Source organism: Streptomyces sp. NPDC014882 (assembly GCF_043081325.1).
Taxonomy (GTDB): domain Bacteria; phylum Actinomycetota; class Actinomycetes; order Streptomycetales; family Streptomycetaceae; genus Streptomyces.
Genome location: NZ_JBIBWL010000017.1, coordinates 112,317 through 130,417 on the forward strand (window position 1 = coordinate 112,317; position 18,101 = coordinate 130,417).

Consider the following 18,101-nt stretch of genomic DNA (forward strand, 5'->3'; position numbering starts at 1 on the left):
TGCCGTTCCTCGCGCAGCGGCGGGACCGGCAGCGACACCCGGCGCGGGGCCGGGCCGGCCGGAACGCAGTCCGCCCACGGCACGTCGGCCCCGGCGCTCCATGCCGCCGCCACCTCCTCCAGCCGGCCGGCACGGACCAGTCCGGCGAGTTCCGGGCGCGGCTCGGCGGGACCGGTCCTCTCGCGCCCCCAGTACTGGCCCGCTTCGGGGGCGGCACCGCTCAGGTAGCGGTCGAGGGCGGCGCGCAGCTGCGCGTGACCGTCGGCGAGGACGGCGAGGCGGCTGCCCAGCTGGTCGCGGCCGACCCGCAGGGTGTGGGCGAGGGCGGCGAACGGGACGGCGGGCCGCGGCCCGGTGCCGAACCGGTCGGCGAGCTGCCCGGCGAGCTGGTCGATCGACCGGTCGCCCTCGGCGGGCAGCGGCCCGCCGAGGCCGGGCCGGTGCTCGTCCAGGACCTTGCGGACCAGGGCCAGGCCGGTGCGGTCGACACCGAGGTCGACCAGCGGCTCGGCCGGGTCGACGGCGTCGGCCGGGACGCCCAGCACCTGGGCGACGGCGCCGGTCAGCACCCGGCGCAGTTCCGCGGCCCCGGCGGGCGACGGCTCCGCCGGCCCGTGCAGCACGGCCCGGATCCGCTCGGCGTACACCCGCAGGGCGTCCGCGTCGCGCGCCGACAGCACGATCAGCTCCCGTCCGCCGCGGGCGGGCCGCTCCGCGGGGGCGCGGTACTCCTCCAGCACGAGGTGCGCGTTGGAGCCGCCCGCGCCGAAGGCGCTGACGCCGGCCCGGCGCGGCGAGCCGTCGGCGGGGGCGGGCCAGTCGGTGAGCTCGCGCTGGAGGCGGAACGGGGTGGCGGCGAGGTCGATGGCCGGGTTGACCACCTCCGCGTGCAGCGAAGGGGCGAGTTTCCGGTGCCTCAGCTGGAGGAGGGTCTTGGTGACGCCGGCGATCCCGGCGGCGCCCTCCAAGTGGCCGATGTTGGACTTCACCGACCCGATCGCGCAGCCGCCCGACCCGGTGCCGGCCGCGGCGAAGGCCTTGCGCAGGCCGTCGATCTCGATCGGGTCGCCGAGCGCGGTGCCGGTGCCGTGCGCCTCCAGGTAGCCGATCCCGGACGGCGGCAGGCCGGCGGCGTCCAGGGCGGCGCGGATCAGCGCGGCTTGGGAGGTGGGGCTGGGGACGGTGAAGCCGCTGGTCCGGCCGGTGTGGTTGAGCCGGGTGGCCCGGATCACCCCGTGGATGTGGTCGCCGTCGGCCTCGGCCTTCGCGAGGGGCTTGAGCAGGACCGCGCCGACGCCCTCACCGGGGACGTAGCCGGTGCCGCCCGCCCCGAAGCTGCGGCAGCGGCCGTCGTCGGAGAGGAAGCGGCCCTGGGCGAGCTGCAGGTACTTCTGCGGGTGGGCCGCGACGTTCACGCCGCCGGCCAGCGCCATCTCGCACTCGCCGCGGCGCAGGCTCTCCACCGCGAGGTGAACGGCCGTCAGCGACGAGGAGCAGGCGGTGTCGACGGCCATGCTGGGGCCGGCCAGGTTCAGCGTGTACGAGACCCGGTTGGCGACGGCGGCGTGCATCGCGGTCGGCTGGACGCCGTCCTCGGCACCCTGCACCAGCTGGTAGTGGTTCCACATCACGCCGGCGAACACGCCGACGGACGAGGCGGTGGTCCGGGACGCCGGGTAACCGGCCTCCTGGAGGGTCTGCCAGCAGGTGGTGAGGAACAGGCGTTCCTGCGGGTCCATCCGCTCGGCGTCGCGGCGGGAGATGCCGAAGAACGCCGGGTCGAAGCGGTCCATGCCGTCCAGGAACCCGCCCCAGCGGCCGTAGGTGCGGCCGGGCCGGCCGGGCTCCGGGTCGTGGATCGCCGCATGGTCCCAGCGCTCCCGCGGCACCTCGGTGATGCAGTCGCGGCCTTCGGCGAGCACCCGCCAGAACGCGTCGACGTCGGCGGCCTGCGGGTACTGTCCGGCCAGACCGATCACCGCGATGGCGTCCGGTCCGTACCCGCCCGGCGTGCTGGCGTCCGGTCGGGGCCCGTCCGGCGTGATGGCGTCCGGTCCGGGCCCGTCCGGCGTGATGGCGTCCGGTCCGGGCCCGTCCGGCGCGGCGGAGGCCAGTACGGCGGAGGCGAGTACGGCGGCGTCCGGAGTGATGGCGTCCGGTGCGGCGGGGTCGCCGTCGGCGAGCGGCAGGCGGTCGTCGGACCGGGCGGGGTCGGCGTGGGTGACGACCAGCCGGCTGTCGTCGGCGGCCAGCGCCCGCTCGAACAGCTCGATGCCGGTGCCGGTCGGCAGCGGGCTGGCGCCGTGGGTGCGGGCGGCCCGCCCGGTGACCTCGGCGTCGACCCGCATGCCGCCCTCGGCCCACAGCGGCCAGTCGACGGAGAGGCTCCGGCCGGGCCGGGCGGCCAGGTAGTGGTCGAGGTAGGCGTTGGCGTAGGCGTAGTCGCTCTGGCCCGGGTTGCCGATGGCGGCGGACAGCGAGGAGTAGGCGGCCAGGAAGTCCAGTCCGTCGGCGCGGGTCGCCTCGTCGAGGTGGCGGATGCCGGAGACCTTCGGGGCCAGCACCTCGCGGATCTGCTCGGGCCGCTTCGTCAGGAAGATGCCGTCCCGGACCACCCCGGCGCAGTGCACGACGCCGTCGATCCGGCCGTACAACTCGCGTGCGGTCGCTACCAGTTCGCGCACCTGGGCGGGATCGGTGACATCGGCGGTCCGGTAGTGCGCGTCCGCGCCGTACCGCTGCCACTCCCGCATCCGCCCGAGCAGCGCCTCGCCGGGCGCGGAGCGGCCGGACAGCAGGATGCGGGCGCGGCGGGTGCGGGCGAGGTGCTCGGCCAGCATCGGCCCGAGGCCGCCGCCCCCACCGGTGATCAGGTAGACGCCGCGCTCGCGCAGCACCGCTTCCCCGGCCGGCGCGGGGCTCTCCACCGGCTGGAAGCGCCGGGCCCGGCGCTCCCCGTCCGCGTGCCGGACCTCGCTCTCCGCGGACGGGTCGGCGGCCTCGGCGAGCAGCAGCCCGGCGAGTTCGGCGGTACCGACGGGACCGGCGGCCACCTCGACGGCGCGGACGGCCAGCGCGGGCAGCTCGGCCGTCACGGTGCGGCCGAGCGCGGCGACCGCCGCGTACTCCGGCTGCCGCCGGTGCGCGAACAGCACCGCGCGCACCCGGGTGGGCCGCCGTTCGCTCGCCGCCGCGCAGGCCGCCCACGCGGCGACCGCGACCTCGGCCGGGTCGGCGGACGACCCGCCGAGTCCGGTGGCGTCCAGCAGCGTCCAGGACCGGCCGCGACGCTCCGGCAGCGCGCCGAGCTGCGCCCCGAGCAGCGCCCGGTCGCCGGGGTCGACCGCTACCACCAGCGCGCCCGTCGCGGCGGCCCGCTCGGTCAGCACGGCGAGCAGCGCCGGGTCGGCGCCGAGCACGGCGAGGTCGGTGGGCACGGCCGGCGCGGAGTGCGCGACCCGCTGCCAGACCGGGCGCAGCAGCCGCGCCCGGTGCGGGCGGGCGGGCTCCGCGGGGGCGGCGGGCACGGCGGGGACGGCGGGGACGGCGGGTGTGGCGGGGACGGCGGGTGTGGCCGGCCCGGTGGGGGCGGCCGACGCGGTGGGGGATGCCGACGCGGCGGGGGCGGCCGGCGCGGCGGGGGCGGCCAGCGCGGCGGGTGCGCCGTAGGTCTCCTCCAGGTGGCGGGCCAGCCCGTCCACCGTGGTGTGTTCGAACAGCAGCGTCGGGTAGAGCGCCGAGCCGACGACCTCCTCGAGTTCGGTGCTGATCCGCAGCATGTCGACGGAGGTGAGGCCCATGTCGTAGAAGCCGAGCCCGTCGTCGACGGTGTCGGCGCTCCGGTCGAGCAGCCGGGCGATCCGCTCGCGCAGCCAGTGCCGGTGGTCGACGGCGGGCGGGGCGGGCGGGGCGGGCTCGGTGGGGGCCTGCGGGTCGGCGACGGTGACGGGCTGCCGCGCGCCGGCGGTCTCCGGCAGCAGGTCGCGGATCGACTCGGGGCGGCGGATCCGCTTGCAGGTGAGGCGGTCGAACTCGGCGACGGTGCGGCCCTGCCGGTCGTGCAGCGAGAAGGTGCTGCGGAACAGCTCCCCGGACGGGGTGAGCTCCTCGGGCTGCGGCACGTGCACCAGGAACGCGCCGTGCAGCGGACCGTGCGCGCGGAACCGGTCGATGAACATCGGGATGAACGGCTCGGCGACGGTGATCTCGCGCTGCCCGTACGCGACGATGGTCGCGGCGTCCATCTTCGCCGGGTGCAGCAGGAACGCGCGGTCCTCGGCGGTCTCCGGCAGGACCAGCGAGAGTTCGGCCAGCAGGTGGCCGGCGCCGAGGTGCATCGGGCCGGCGCACTGCATGGCCGCGCCGTGCACGATCTCGCGGGACCGGGTGTGCGCGTACATGTCCGCCATCGACCGGGTGCGGACCGCGCCCGCCACCAGTGCGGCGGCGTCCAGGTCGGGGACGGCGGACGGGCCGGCCGGGTGCAGTTCGGCGCGGATGTTCTCCCGCCACTCGCCGTGCGGTTCGTCACCGCGCAGCCGGCGGCTGGTGCCGGTGACCTGACGGACGCCGTCCGCCGGCTCGCCGATCACCACCCGGATCTCGCGGTCGGCGCCCTCGGCGGTGGCGATCGCCTCGGCGAAGACGATGCCGCGCAGTTCGACGGCGGTCGGGTCCAGGCCCCGGGCCGCGAGGATCCGCAGCACGATGTCGAGGAAGGTGACTCCCGGCATCACCGACACCCCGTGGACCCGGTGGTTCTGCATGATGAAGTCGTCGTGCCGCAGCACGAGCCGGCAGTCGATGGTGGCCTCGCTCATCGGTGGGTCCTCTCCGGGATGCCGAGGACGGCCCCTGCGGCGGGTTTCGGTTCGAAGTGCAGGTCGAGGATCGAGGCGGCGCGGACCGGCACGGCGGGTGCGGGGGGTACGGCGGGGGCGGCGGGTGCGGGTGACGCGGGAGGTGCGTCGGGGACGGGATGTGCGGCGGGGGCGGGTGACGGGTGCGCCGGGTGGTGCGCGGCCGGGGCCTCCAGCCAGAGCCGGCGGCGGTCGAAGACCGGCCGGGGCAGTGGGCGGCGGGTCGGCGGGCGTCCGGCGGCCGCGTTCTCGTCGGGCTCGCTGACGATCAGGTGGGCGTTGGTGCCGCCGAGCCCGAAGGCGCTGACGGCGGCGACCCGGGGACGGCCGGGGTCGGGCCAGTCCCGCAGGGCGGTGTTCGGGTAGAACGGGGAGTCGGCGAAGTCGAAGCGCGGGTTGGGGTGCTCGCAGTGCAGGGTCGGCGGGAGCCGACGGTTCCGCAGCGCCAGCACCGCCTTGACCAGGCCGGCCGCGCCGGCCGCGCTGAGCAGGTGGCCGATGTTGGACTTGACGCTGCCGATCGCGCAGAAGCCGCGCGCGTCGGTGGTCTCCCGGTAGACGTCGGTGAGCGCCCGCAGCTCGATCGGGTCGCCGATCATCGTGCCGGTGCCGTGCGCCTCGACCATGCCGACCCGTTCCGCGGACATCCCGGCGACGGCCAGTGCCCGGCGGATCGCCTTGGCCTGGGCGACCGGGTTCGGGGTGGTGAGTCCCATGGTGCGGCCGTCGTTGTTGACGGCCACCGCGTCGACCACCGCGAGCACCCGGTCGCCGTCCTCGACCGCCCGGGCGAGCGGCTTGAGCAGCACCAGGCCGCAGCCCTCGCCGGGCACGAAGCCGTCGGCGTCCCGGTCGAAGGTGGCGCACCGGCCGGTCGGCGAGAGCGCCCGGACGGCGCTGAACTCCAGGTAGGGGCGCTCGTCCAGCAGGATGTCCACGCCGCCGGCGATCGCCAGTTCGGACTCGCCCTCCAGCAGGCTGCGGCAGGCGAGCTGGACGGCGGCGAGCGCGGAGGAGCAGGCGCTGTCGACGGTCAGGTTCGGGCCGTGCAGGTCGAAGTGGTGGGCGACCCGGGCGGCGACGAAGTTCTGGTCGCCGCCGAGCGCGGCCGGGCCGGAGCGCAGGCCGATCCGCCGGCCGTAGTCGCCGAGCCGGGCGCCGACGAACACCCCGACCTCGCGGCCCTGCAGCTCCTCCGTCCGGTACCCGGCGTCGGCGAAGCAGTTGACGGCGCCTTCGAGGACCAGCCGGACCGCCGGGTCGAGGCAGCGGCCCTCCTCCTCCGTCATCCCGAACCACTCCGGGTCGAAGTCCTCGATGCCGTCGACGAACCCGCCCCACCGGCTGATGCTGCTGCCGATCCGGTGCTCCGGCCGGTACAGCGCCCGGTGGTCCCAGCGGCTCGGCGGGACCTCGGTGACGCAGTCCCGGCCCGCCGCCAGGGCGGCCCAGAAGGCGTCCGGGTCGGGGGCGCCGGGGAACCGGCAGTCCAGGCCGACGATCGCGATCCGGCGGTCGGCGGGCTCCCGCGACGCGGCCGGGGGCGTACCGGGGGCCGGGACCGGCCGCGCGGTCGTCGTCGGTGCCGCGGCGGGGCCGGGTCCGGGGGCCGACGGGGTGTCGACGGCCGCCGGGTCCAGTCCGGCCCTCCGCAGGTACCCGGTGAGCCGTTCGAGGGTCTGGTGCTCCAGCAGCACGGCCGGCTCCAGGCTGCTGCCGGTCCGCTGCTCGATCAGTTCGACGAGTTCGCCGAGCATCACCGACTCCACGCCCAGGTCGGAGAACGGGGCGGTGGCGTCCAGGTCGGGCAGCGGGATCCCCAGCGCCTCGGAGAACAGCGCGAGCAGCCAGTCCGGCGGCGCGTCGGAAAGGGTCGGAGCGGTTGTGGCCGCCGGTGCCCCGGGGGAGGGCACAGCCGCCATGGCCTCCGGTACCCCGGAGGGTGCCGGAGCGACCGTGACCGCCGGTGCCCCGGAGGGTGCCGGAGCGACCGTGACCGCCGGTGCCCCGGAGGGTGCCGGAGCGACCGTGGCCGCCGGTGCCCCGGAGGGTGCCGGAGCGACCGTGGCCGCCGGTGCGTCGACGGGTGCGGCCGGCGCGCGGTTCGCGTGCAGCAGGGTCTCCGGGTCGAAGCGCCCGGGCAGCGGTACGGCGGGCAGCAGCTGGGCGGGCAGCGTGCCGGTGAGGACGGCTTCGAGGACCCGCAGCCCCTCCTCGACGGTGATCGCGTCCAGCCCGGCGGGCGCGCAGCCGTCCGGCCGGCCGGCGCCCATGCCGGTGCCGAGCCAGGTCGGCCAGTGCACGGCGTGGAAGCGGGTGCGGCCGGTGCGGGTCCGGTCGGCTAGGTACTCCAGGTGGGCGTTGGCGGCGGCGTAGTCGGTGACGCCCGCGCCGAGGCGGGGCAGCAGGGTGCTCGCGGAGGACATCAGGACGAAGAACTCGGGCTCGTCGGCGGCGCACAGCCGTTCCAGCCGGTCGGCGCCCGCCGTCTTCGGCTCGAACACCTCGGCGATGTCCGCGACCGTCTTGTGGACGAAGGAGGGCCGCCCCCGGCTGGGCAGTCCGGCGCAGTGCACCACGCCGCCGATCGGGCCGAGCGAGCGGCGGACCCGGGCGAGGAACGCGCCGAGACCGGCCTCGGTGGCGGGGGCCTCCCCGTGCAGCATCACCTGCGCGCCGGCCCGCTCCAGCGCCTGCACGTTGCGCACCGCCAGCGCCTCACGGGCCGACAGCTCGGACGCCGACCAGCGGTGGCGCGGTGGCAGCGGGTGGGCGGAGGTCAGGGCGAGGCGGCGGGCGCCGCGTTCGACGAGGCGGCGGGCGACCTCCGCGCCGATGCCCCGGGTGCCGCCGGTGATCAGGTAGACCTTGGCCGGGTCGGCCGGGAACGCGGCCGGGGCCGGCACCGGCACCGGTTCGAGCACGGGCACGAGCCGCTCGCCGCCGCGGTGCCCGACCTCGGCGGTGGGCTCGCAGCCCGCCCATTCGGCGAGCAGTTGCCGGGCCAGTTCGGCGGGCCCGGCGTCGCTCTCGACGACGGTGGCGCGGACGGTGCGGTACTCCGCGCCGAGCAGCCGCACCACGCCCGCCAGGCGGCGGCCGTCCGCGCCGCGGCGGTCGCGCACCGCGTGCACGATCCGCAGCGGGGTGCCGGGACGGCGGGCCAGCAGGCGCTGCAGGGCGGCGAGCCGGGCCGTCCACGGGCCGGGGTCGGCGGCGGGCCGGTCGAGCTCGCTCAGGTCGAGCCAGCCGGTGAGGTCGGGGTAGCGGTCGGCGAGGCCGTCCAGCAGTGCGCTCGCGTCCCGCTCGCCGGTGAACCCGGCGTCGCCGTCGGCGGGTCCGCCCTCGCGGACCGGGATCACCCGGTCGTGCCCGAAGGCCTCGGCGACCTGCCGGGCCGCCTCCCGGGAGCGGTCGGTGTAGAGGCAGACGATCCGTCCGGTCACCGGCTCGGGCCGGGGCCGCCCGGCGTTCCGCCACCTCTTGGTGAAGAGCAGCGGCTGCCGCCCGTCGGGCTCCTCCACGGGTGCGGCCTCCACGGTCTTCGCGAACTCGGGCCAGTAGCGGCCGCGGGCGAACGGGTAGCTGGGGGCGGCGGCCCAGCGGGGCCGGTCGCCGGTGTGCAGACGGGACCAGTCGACGCGGCCCCCGGCCGTCCAGTGCCGGGCGAGCAGGAGCAGGTCGCCGTACGAGCCGTCGGCGGGATGCGGTCCGGCGGGGGCGTCGGCCCCCGGCGTACGGCCGCGGACCACACCGTCGCCGCCGCTGTCGCCGCTGTCGCCGTCGAGGAAGCGCAGCAGTTTCGCGCGCAGCTCGGCCGGGCCGGCAGCGACGACGGCGAGGCGTTCGCGCAGCGGTTCGCGCCCGGACTGCGCGGTGTGCGCGAGGTCGGCGAACGGCGGCAGTTCCGGACGGGCCAGGAAATCGGCCCAGCGGCGCGCGAGTTCGGTGAGCCGCTGCTCGTCGCGGGCGGACAGCACGAACAGCTGCGGTCCGGCCGGGCGGACCGGTTCGGCGGCCGGCTGCGGCAGGTACTCCTCGACCACCAGGTGCGCGTTGGCCCCGCCCGCGCCGAACGCGCTGATCCCGGCCCGGCGCGGCGCCGGGGTGCCGTCGGCGGTGCGGCGTTCGGGCCACGGCGCGGCCTCGTGCTGGACGGCGAACGGGCTGCGCGCCCAGTCGATGTCGGGGTTGGGCTGCTCGGCGTGCAGGGAGGGCACGAGCCTGCGGTGCCGCAGTTGCAGCAGCACCTTGGTGAGTCCGGCCAGTCCGGCGGCGGCCTCCAGGTGGCCGATGTTGGACTTCACCGAACCGATCGCGCACGTCCCCGCCTCGACCCCGGCGAACGCCCGGGCCAGGCCGTTGATCTCCACGGGATCGCCGAGCGCGGTGCCGGTGCCGTGCGCCTCGAGATAGCCGATGCTGCCCGGCTCGACACCCGCGTCGCGCAGCGCCGCCGCCACCAGCTCGCCCTGCGCGACCGGGTTCGGCACCATGTAGCCGCTGGTGCGGCCGCCGTGGTTGACGGCGGTGCCGCGGATCACGCCGTGGATCCGGTCGCCGTCGGCGATCGCCCGGGCCAGCGGCTTCAGCAGCACCGCGCCGACGCCCTCGCCGGGCGTGAACCCGTCGCCGCCGGCGCCGAAGCTGCGGCAGCGGTGGTCGGTGGACGCCATCCGCAGGCGGTGCTGCTGGCGGAACTTGTGCGGGTGCGCGGACAGGTTGACGCCGCCGACCAGCGCGGCCTCGCACTCGCCGTGGCGCAGCGCGCGGACGGCCAGGTGAACGGCCGTCAGGGAGGCCGAGCACATGGTGTCGACGGTCATGCTGGGGCCGTTCAGGTCCAGGAAGTACGAGACCCGGTTGGCGATGCCCGCGAGCGCGGAGCCGGTGTCGGCGGCCGGGCCGAGGAGCGACTGCTCGACACCGAGGAAGGGGTACTCGTTGTACATCGCGCCCGCGAACACGCCGACCCGTCCGTCGTGCTGCTCGCGCAGCCGGGCCCGGGTGTAGCCGGCGTCCTCCAGCGCCTCCCAGGCGACTTCCAGGAAGAGGCGTTCCTGCGGGTCCATCAGGACCGCGTCGCGCGGCGAGATGGCGAAGAACAGCGGGTCGAACCTGTCGACGCCGTCCAGGAACGCCCCCCACATCAAGTCCACCGGCCAGCCCGGCCGGTGCCGTTCGGCGGGCAGCGGCCCGATCGCGTCGTAGCCCTGCTCCAGCAGCTGCCAGAACCGGTCCAGGTCCGCCGCCTGCGGGTAGCGGCCGGCCAGGCCCACGACGGCGACCGCCGTGTCCTCGGGCCGGTTCCCGGCAGGTTCGCGCCGGTCGGCGGTGGCCTCGGTCCCGGCGGGCCGCCAGGGGCCGTCGGCGCGGGCGGCGAGTTCGGCGGCGATGCCGGCCAGGTCCCGGTGCTCGAAGAACAGGGTGCGGGAGACGGGCTCGGTGAAGTCCTCGGCGAGGCGGGCGTTCAGCCGGCCGACCACGTACGAGGTGAGGCCGTAGTGCTCCAGCGGCACCTGCGGGTCGAGCCGCTCGACGGGGATCCCGGACGCCTCGGCGTAGACGGCGAGCACGTACTGCCGGACGGCGTCCGGCACCTCGGCGAGGGGTGCGGCCACAGGCGCGGGCGCGGGTACGGGACCCGCGGGTGCGGGCGCGGCCACGGGCACGGGACCCGCGGGCACGGGTGCGGGCGCGGTTCGCGGGGGCACGGTCAGGCGGTGCTCCTCCCCCGTGAACACCGTGCCCGGCAGCGGCACCCGACGGAGGCCGGCCGACCGCAGGGCGTGCCAGGCGACGGGGACTCCGCGCAGCCACCCGGCGGCCGCGGCGTCGGCGTCCGCCGGGACGAGTGCGGCGACCGGACGGTCGGGCCCCACCACCGCGTCCGCCAGCGCCGGGGAGGTCCGTCCCGCGGCGAACTCCGCCAGCGCGATGCGTACTTCGGCGAGGTCGTCGGTCACCACGGCGAGGCGGTGCGGCATCGGGACGCGGCCGTCCTGCAGGGTGAACGCCAGGTCGGCGAGGGCCGGCGACGCGCCGTCCGCCAGATGCGCGGCGAGCCGGCCGGCGGCGAGCCGCAGGCCGTCGGCGGAGCCGGCGGACAGCACCACCGCCTGCCGGCCGGGCGCGCGCCCGTCGGCGGTGGCGCCGGACGCGGGCCCGTGGCCGGCGGCGGACGGCGCGGCCCGCAGCACCGCGTGGGCGTAGGCGCCGGAGGCGCCGACCGCGTTGACGACGGCGCGGCGGGCGGTCGCGGCCGACGGCCAGTCGACGAGGTGCTCGGGGATCCGCAGCGGCAGGCCGTCCCAGTCGACGAGGTCGCTGCGCCGCCCGGCGGTGAGCGTCGGTGCGATCCGGCCGTGCTCGAACTGGAGCAGGACCTTGAGCAGTTGGGAGAGGCCCGAGGCGGACTCCAGGTGGCCGATGTTCGGCTTCACCGTCCCGGCCAGCACCGGATTGCCGGCGAACACCTCGGCGAACGCCTCGAGTTCGGCGGCGTCGGCGACTCCCGCGCCGGCCACGGCGAGTTCGACGTAGTCGACCTGGGCGGGCGTGGTCCCGGCCCGGTCGAGGGCCGCGCCGACCGAGCCGGCCAGCGCCCCCGGGTCGGGCACGCCGAAGCGTCCACCACCGCCGGCGTGGCCGATCCAGGTGGCCTCCAGCACGCCCCGGACGGTGTCGCCGTCCCGGTCGGCGGCCGCTGCCGGGCGCAGCAGGACGGCGGCCACGCCCTCGCCGGGGCACCAGCCGGAGCTGTCGGCGGCGAAGGCCCGGACCGGCCCGTGCTCGGCGAGCAGTCCTGCCTCGGCGAGCAGGGCGAGGTGGTAGGGGTGGGTGACCAGGTTGACCGCGCCGACCACGGCGGCGTCGCACTCGCCGCGCCGCAGGGCCTCGACGGCGAGGTGGAGGGCCGTCAGGGAGGAGGAGCAGGCGGTGTCGACGGCGACGCTCGGGCCGTCGAAGCCGAAGTGGTGCGAGATCCGGCCGGGCATGTCGCCGGCCAGGGCGGCGACCCGGGCGGCGGCGTCCGCGTCCCAGGTCTCCTTGCCGGTGTGCTGGTGGTCGTGCCACATGGCGGCCGTGAACACGCCGACCCGGGGGGCGGCGGCGCGCAGCGATGCGACGGTGTGGCCGGCGTCCTCGAGGCAGGTCCAGACGGTCTGGAGCAGCAGCCGTAGCTGCGGGTCGAGCGCGGCGGCCTCGACGGGGGCGATCCGGAAGTGCAGGCTGTCGAAGGTGTCGATGCCGGTGAGGAAGCCGCCGTGCAGTCCGGCGGGCAGCCGGCCGTCCTCGGCGACGCCCCGCCCGGCGGGCGGCGGGCCGACGGCGCACCGGCCGGTGCTGAGCTGCCGCCAGTACTCCCCCAGGTCCTCGGCGCCGGGGAAGCGCCCGGCCATGCCGACCACCGCGACCTCCGCGGCCCTCGGTTCCTCGGCGGTTCTCGGTTCCTCGGCGGCCTTCCGTTCCTCGTCGGCCGCGGCCCGCGTGGGCTGCTCGGCGAACGGCGGCCGCAGGTCGGCGGTGCCGGTCCGGTCGACGCCGCCGCCCATGAAGGAGTGCAGGAAGACGTGGCCGTCGTCGAGGGCGAACTGGTCGCGGACGTCGTCGAAGGCCAGGGTGCCGACCGGGCAGAGTCCGATGCCGCAGGCCGCCTGGCCGGTCATCAGCAGCTGGCCGATGTACCCGGCCTCCAGCGTCAGGAAGCGCTCGGCGACCTCCTGGTAGAGCGGGGCGATGCCGCGGGTCTGGCCGATCAGGAAGATCCCGAACGCGGAGCCGTCGAACACCGGCCGGTTGTAGTAGAAGTGCACGGTGCGGTCGATCCGCGGCTCGGCGTTGACCAGTTCCAGCGCGTGTCCGCGCGGGTCGTAGTAGTAGATGCCGCCGGCCAGCCCGTCGACGGCGTCCGGCTTGACGTGCACGTACGCCTGCACCGCGTAGGTGTCCCCGGCCGACGGGTACAGGCGGCGGGTGCCGCCCTCCACGGGGGCCTCGCGCAGCAGGCCGAGCAGCCGGGTGAGCGCCTCGGCGGGCAACGGGGTGTCGCGGTAGTCGCGGCGGCTGCCGCGCCAGTCGTAGTGGGCGGGGTGGACCGTCGTCTCCGGCAGCGCGACGCGCCGGGCGCCGGGCGCGGGGCGGCGCAGGTTCCAGGCGGCGGCCTTGAACGCGTCCCGCTCCTGCGGCGAGAACATGTCCACGATGCCGGGTCCCGCCTCCGGTTCTCCTTCCGGTCCCGCCTCCGGTTCCGGCGCGGTGGGCATGGTGGGCGCGGTGGGCACGGCGGCCGGATCGGGCTGGGCCCGGAGGCCGAGGCGGTCGGCGAGGATCCGGGCGATGCCGGCGGCGGTCGGCTCGGAGATCAGCGCCGAGACCGGCACCCGCTGCCGGTACCGCTTCCGCAGCCCGGCCGAGATCTGGACCATGGTGAAGGAGGTGGCGCCCTGGTCCCAGAGGTCCAGCGCCGGGTCGACGGTGTCGACGCCGAGGTGCCGGGCGAACATCGCCGCGACCTCCTCGGCCAGCCCGGCCGGGCTCACGGCCGACGGACCGGGCGCGGACACGGACGAAGGACCGGACGAGGACGAGGACGAGAGCGCAGGCGCGGGCGGGAGCGCGGGTGCGGGCGCGGGTGCGGGTGCGGGTGCGGAGGGAGCCTCGGTGGCCGCTTCGGTGACCGGAGTCGCCGGGGCCACGGGCCGGGCGGCCGGCGCGGTGGCCGGCGGCCAGGGCAGCGCCGCGCGGTCCAGCTTGCCGTTGGCGGTGGCCGGGAAGGACGGCAGCAGCACCACGAAGTTCGGCACCATGTACCCGGGCAGGGCCTCGGCGGTGTGCGCGCGCAGCTCGGCGACGGTGACGGCGGGGGCGGCCGGGTCGGTGACGACGTAGGCGACGAGCCTGGCGTCGCCGCTCGGCGGTTCGCCGTCGCGCAGCACCGCGACGGCCTCCTGCACGGCCGGGTGCGCGCGCAGCCGGTGCTCGACCTCGCCGAGTTCGACCCGGTGGCCGCGGATCTTCACCTGGCGGTCGCCGCGGCCGGCGATCCGCAGGTTGCCGTCGGGGAGCCAGAGCGCCCGGTCGCCGGTGCGGTACATCCGTTCGCCTGGGGTGCCGGCGAACGGGTCGGGCAGGAACAACCGGGCCGTCAGTCCGGGCTGGTTGCAGAAGCCGACGGCCAGGCAGGCGCCGCCGGTGTACAGGTCGCCCTCGACGCCGATCGGGCAGGGTTCGAGGCGTTCGTCGAGCACGTAGTGCCGGGTGTTGTCGATCGGCTTGCCGTAGGGGATGCTGCGCCAGCCGGGGTCGACGGTGGTGACCCGGTAGACGTTCGACCAGACGGTGGTCTCGGTGGGTCCGCCCAAAGCGACGGTCTCGGCGTTCGGGAACGCCTCGCGGATCGCCCCGGGCAGTGACAGCGGGATGAAGTCGCCGGCCAGCGCGACGATCCGCAGGTGCGCGGCGGCCGGGTCGCCGGTGTCGGGGGTGAGCAGCGGGGTGAGCTGGTGCAGGGTGGTGGGCGCCGAGTTCCAGAACGTGATCGGCTCGGTGAGCAGGACGTCGAGCAGCAGTTCCGGGTCGCGCTGCTGGGTCTCGTCGGCGAGGTAGACGCCCGCGCCGGCGCCGAGCAGGCCGAGCATGTCGAAGACGGAGAGGTCGAAACCGAGCGAGGTGACGGCGAGTCCGAGGTCGGACGGGCGCAGCCCGAAGGTGCGGTGGCAGAAGTTCAGCAGGTTGCGCACCGAGCGGTGGGCGACCTGGACGCCCTTGGGGGTGCCGGTGGAGCCGGAGGTGAAGATGACGTACGCGGTGTCGTCGCGGGTGCCGCGGGTCTCCGGGTCGGCCTCGGGGGCGGCGGGGCCGTTGATCTCCGGATCGGTGTCGGTCTCGACGCCGGTGACCCCGGCGGGCAGCGCCACGGCGGGGGTGTCGGAGGTGGTCAGCACGGTGGTGGCGCGGGCGAGTCCGAGCATCGCGGCGACCCGGGGGGCGGGCAGCGCGGGGTCGACCGGCAGGTAGCCGGCGCCGGCCTTGAGGATGCCGTGGAGGGCGGCGACCATCTCGGGGCCGCGCCGGATCCGCACGCCGACCAGCTGCCGCGGGCCGACGCCCGCGGCGATCAGACGGTGGGCGATCCGGTTCGCGCGGCGGTTGAGTTCCCCGTAGGTCATGGTGCCGCCGCGCCAGCGCAGGGCCACGGCGTCGGGGGCGCTCGCGGCCTGACGCTGGAACAGCAGGTGCACGGGGCCGTCGTCGGGCACGGGGACGGTGGTCTCGTTCCAGGTGTGCAGCACGGTGTGCCGTTCCTCCGCCGTGAGCCCGCCGGCGGGGGTGCCGGCCCAGGTGGCGTCGTCGGCGAGCAGCCGCAGGCCGTTCTCGAAGACGGCGAACATCTGCTCGGCGAGGCCGGCCGGGAAGTCGGCCTCGACGATGTCCCAGCAGTAGCGCAGTTCGTCGCCCTCGGCGACGGCGACGCTGTCCAGGGCGCAGCCGGGGGTGCTGGTCAGCCACTCGCCCTGGCGGACGCCGGCCGGCAGCGGCCGGTCGGTGAGGTCGACGAGGGCGGTGTAGACCACGGGGTGGGCGGTGTCGCCGCCGCGGAGCACCTGGCGGCGCATCTCGCCGAGGCCGCCGGTGCCGCCCTCGGCCAGGTCGGCGTCGAGGACGCGGCGGTACTCGCGGGCGGCCGCGGTGAGCGGCGTCTCGGCGGGCGCGGCGGTGACCCAGGTCATGAAGGAGTGCTCGCCCGGGCGGGCGGCCTCGGCGGCCTTCGGCCAGAGCACCACGGGTAGCGCGCAGGGCTGTCCGGTGTGGCGGGAGACGGCCCGGGTGAGGGCGGCGAGCAGCAGGTCGTCGGGGTGCAGGCCGTACTCGGCGGCGTGGCGGGCCAGTCGGCGGTAGCCGTCGATCCGGCCGGCCAGGCGGGTGCGGCCGCGGCCGGCCCGGGCGGGGCCGCCGGGCGGACCGAGTTCCGGTCCGGCGGGGAGTCCGGCGAGCCGCTCGCGCCAGTAGCGGGCCTGCTCGGCGGCGGGGCTCGCGGGGGCCGGGTCGGGTCCGGCCGGTACCGGCCGGGCGGCCGGGTCGGCGTACAGCCGCCACAGGTCGCGGTACAGGCGGTGGATGCTCAGGCCGTCGGCGACCAGCAGGTCGAAGGCGCAGTGCACGACGGAGAGCCCGCTGTCGTCGCGGGTCACCCGCAGGTCGAACAGCGGCCAGCCGCCGAGCGGGAACGGTCGGTCGGTCATCTCCTCGCGGACCAGTGCGCGCAGCGCCGGGTGCGCGGCCGGGTCGCCGGCCTCGATCACCGGGATCCGCCACCGCTCGGGGCCCTGCCGGCGGACCGTCACCCCGTCGGCGGCGAAGGTGGCGCGCAGCACCGCGTGGCCGTCGACCAGGCGGCGCAGCGCGCCGGCGAGCGCCTCCAGGTCGAGCGCGTCGACCTCGAAGCTCTGGTAGCACTGGCAGCCCTCGGCGGGCGCGTCGCCGGCGGCCGTGCGGGCGACCAGGTACGCCTCCTGGAGGGCGCGGGGCGGCCGCGGGTCCCCGGCGGGCCCGTCGCAGGCGGCGGCGAGGGCGTTGCCGAAGGCGGCGAAGGCGGTCTCGACGCCGCCGGGGGCGAACCGGGTGGGGTCGACGTCCCAGCGGTAGCGCAGGGCGCCGTCCTGCTCCCACATCTGGTGGTCGAGGGCGACGTCGGTGGTCTGGCTGACCCCGTACTCGACGGCCGCGCCGAAGCCGCCGGCGACGCCGGGGGGCGGGCCGACGTCGAGCAGGCTGGTGAAGACGACGGCGGGCGCGGGCCGGCCGGTGCGCTGTTCGCGCAGCGCCTCAATGCCGGAGACCAGGCCGTGCCGCAGGTGTTCGCCGAGGCGGGCGTGGACCGCGGCCGCCTGCTCGTCGAGGGTCTCGTCGGCCTCGCGTTCCAGGACCAGGACGGCAGTCGAGGTGAACGGGCCGACCAGGTGGGGGGTGTCGGCGGCCAGGTACGGGCGGCTGCTGGTGGTGACCACCAGGGCGGTGCGCCGCTGCGGAGCCCGGCGGTCCAGCGCCTCGGCGAACACGGCGAGCACCAGGGCGGTCGGCGAGACGCCGAGCCGGACGGCCCGCGCGGTCAGCGCCCGCCACTGGTCGGCGGGCAGTTCGGCGTCCAGCGGGCGGCGTTCGCGGCAGCCGCCGGCGGGGGCGGCCGCGGGGGCCGGGGCGACCAGCCCGGGACCGGCCGGCAGCTCGGCCAGCTCGTCCGCCCAGTAGGCGAGATCGGCGCGGTGGGCGTCCGAGCCGCGTTCGGCGAGCAGGGCGGGCACCAGTTCGGCGACGGACGGTCCGGCGGCCGGCAGCGGCCGCTCGGGGTGGTGGTAGCGCTGGTGCCACTGCTGGAGCAGCACCGCGTAGCCGTGGCCGTCGGTGATCAGGGTGTCCAGGCTGAGGTGGACGATGTCGGGGCCGGTTCCGGTACGGGTGACCTCGATGGCGAACAGCGGCCACGCGCCGGGCCGGTAGCAGCGGTGCGAGAGGCGGGCGCGGACGGTGTCGCGGTCCTCGGCGCCGCCGGGCCCGTGCACGGGCAGCTGCCAGTCGTCGGCCCGCGGGCGGATGTGCTGCAGGCCGTCGTCGTCGACGACGGCGCGGAGCATGCCGTGGTGGTCGATCAGGTCCTGCCAGGCCCGGCGCAGCCGGCCGGGGTCGAGGTCGGGGACGGCGAACTCGCGGTACAGGTGGCAGCCGACCGCCTCACCGCCCAGGTCGCTGCCCTTGGCGACCAGGTAGGCCTGCTGGAGGTCGGTGACCGGGAACGGCTCCCGCTCGTCGGCGCCGACCGCGGTGGCCGGCCGCGGGGCGGTGCCGGCGGTGCCGGCGGTCCCGGCGGTCCCGGCGGCCCCGGCGGCCCCGGCGGCCCCGGCGGTGTCGGCGGTGTCGGCGGTCCCGGCGGTGTCGGCGGTGTCGGCGGTGTCGGCGGTCCCGGCGGTGTCGGCGGTGTCGGCGGTCCCGGCGGTGCCGTCCGTCACCGTCGCGGTCAGCTCGTCGAGGGTGGCGGCGGCGAGCCGGGCCGGCGGCAGGTCGATGCCGAACTCGCGCCGCACGCCGGCCCACAGCCGGGTCAGCGCCAGCGAGGTGAGGCCCCAGTCGGCCAGTCCGCCCGGCGGCAGCGGTTCCGCTCCGTCCGGGCGTACCTCGGCAAGCAGCCGGTGCAGGATCCGGACAGCCGTCGGCCCGGTCTCGTTGCTCGTGTCCACGTGAGTC

2 protein-coding genes (1 of these 2 only partly in view) are annotated in these 18,101 nt (G+C 76.9%); both read right to left on the bottom strand.

Translation table 11 applies throughout. The annotated features are described in order from the left end of the window. A protein-coding gene (locus tag ACF09K_RS30160) for an SDR family NAD(P)-dependent oxidoreductase (RefSeq protein ID WP_392248483.1) crosses the window boundary here: on the bottom strand, window positions 1-4,820 show its 5' portion. It extends 17,278 nt beyond the left edge of the window; the window shows 4,820 of its 22,098 coding nt (coding positions 1-4,820); it begins with the start codon at window positions 4,818-4,820; the stop codon falls past the left edge of the window. Then, complete coding sequence (locus tag ACF09K_RS30165) at window positions 4,817-18,094, bottom strand: amino acid adenylation domain-containing protein (RefSeq protein WP_392248484.1); 13,278 nt, start codon at window positions 18,092-18,094, stop codon at window positions 4,817-4,819. Before ACF09K_RS30165 ends, ACF09K_RS30160 begins: the two co-directional genes overlap by 4 nt. Window positions 18,095-18,101 lie beyond the last annotated feature (7 nt).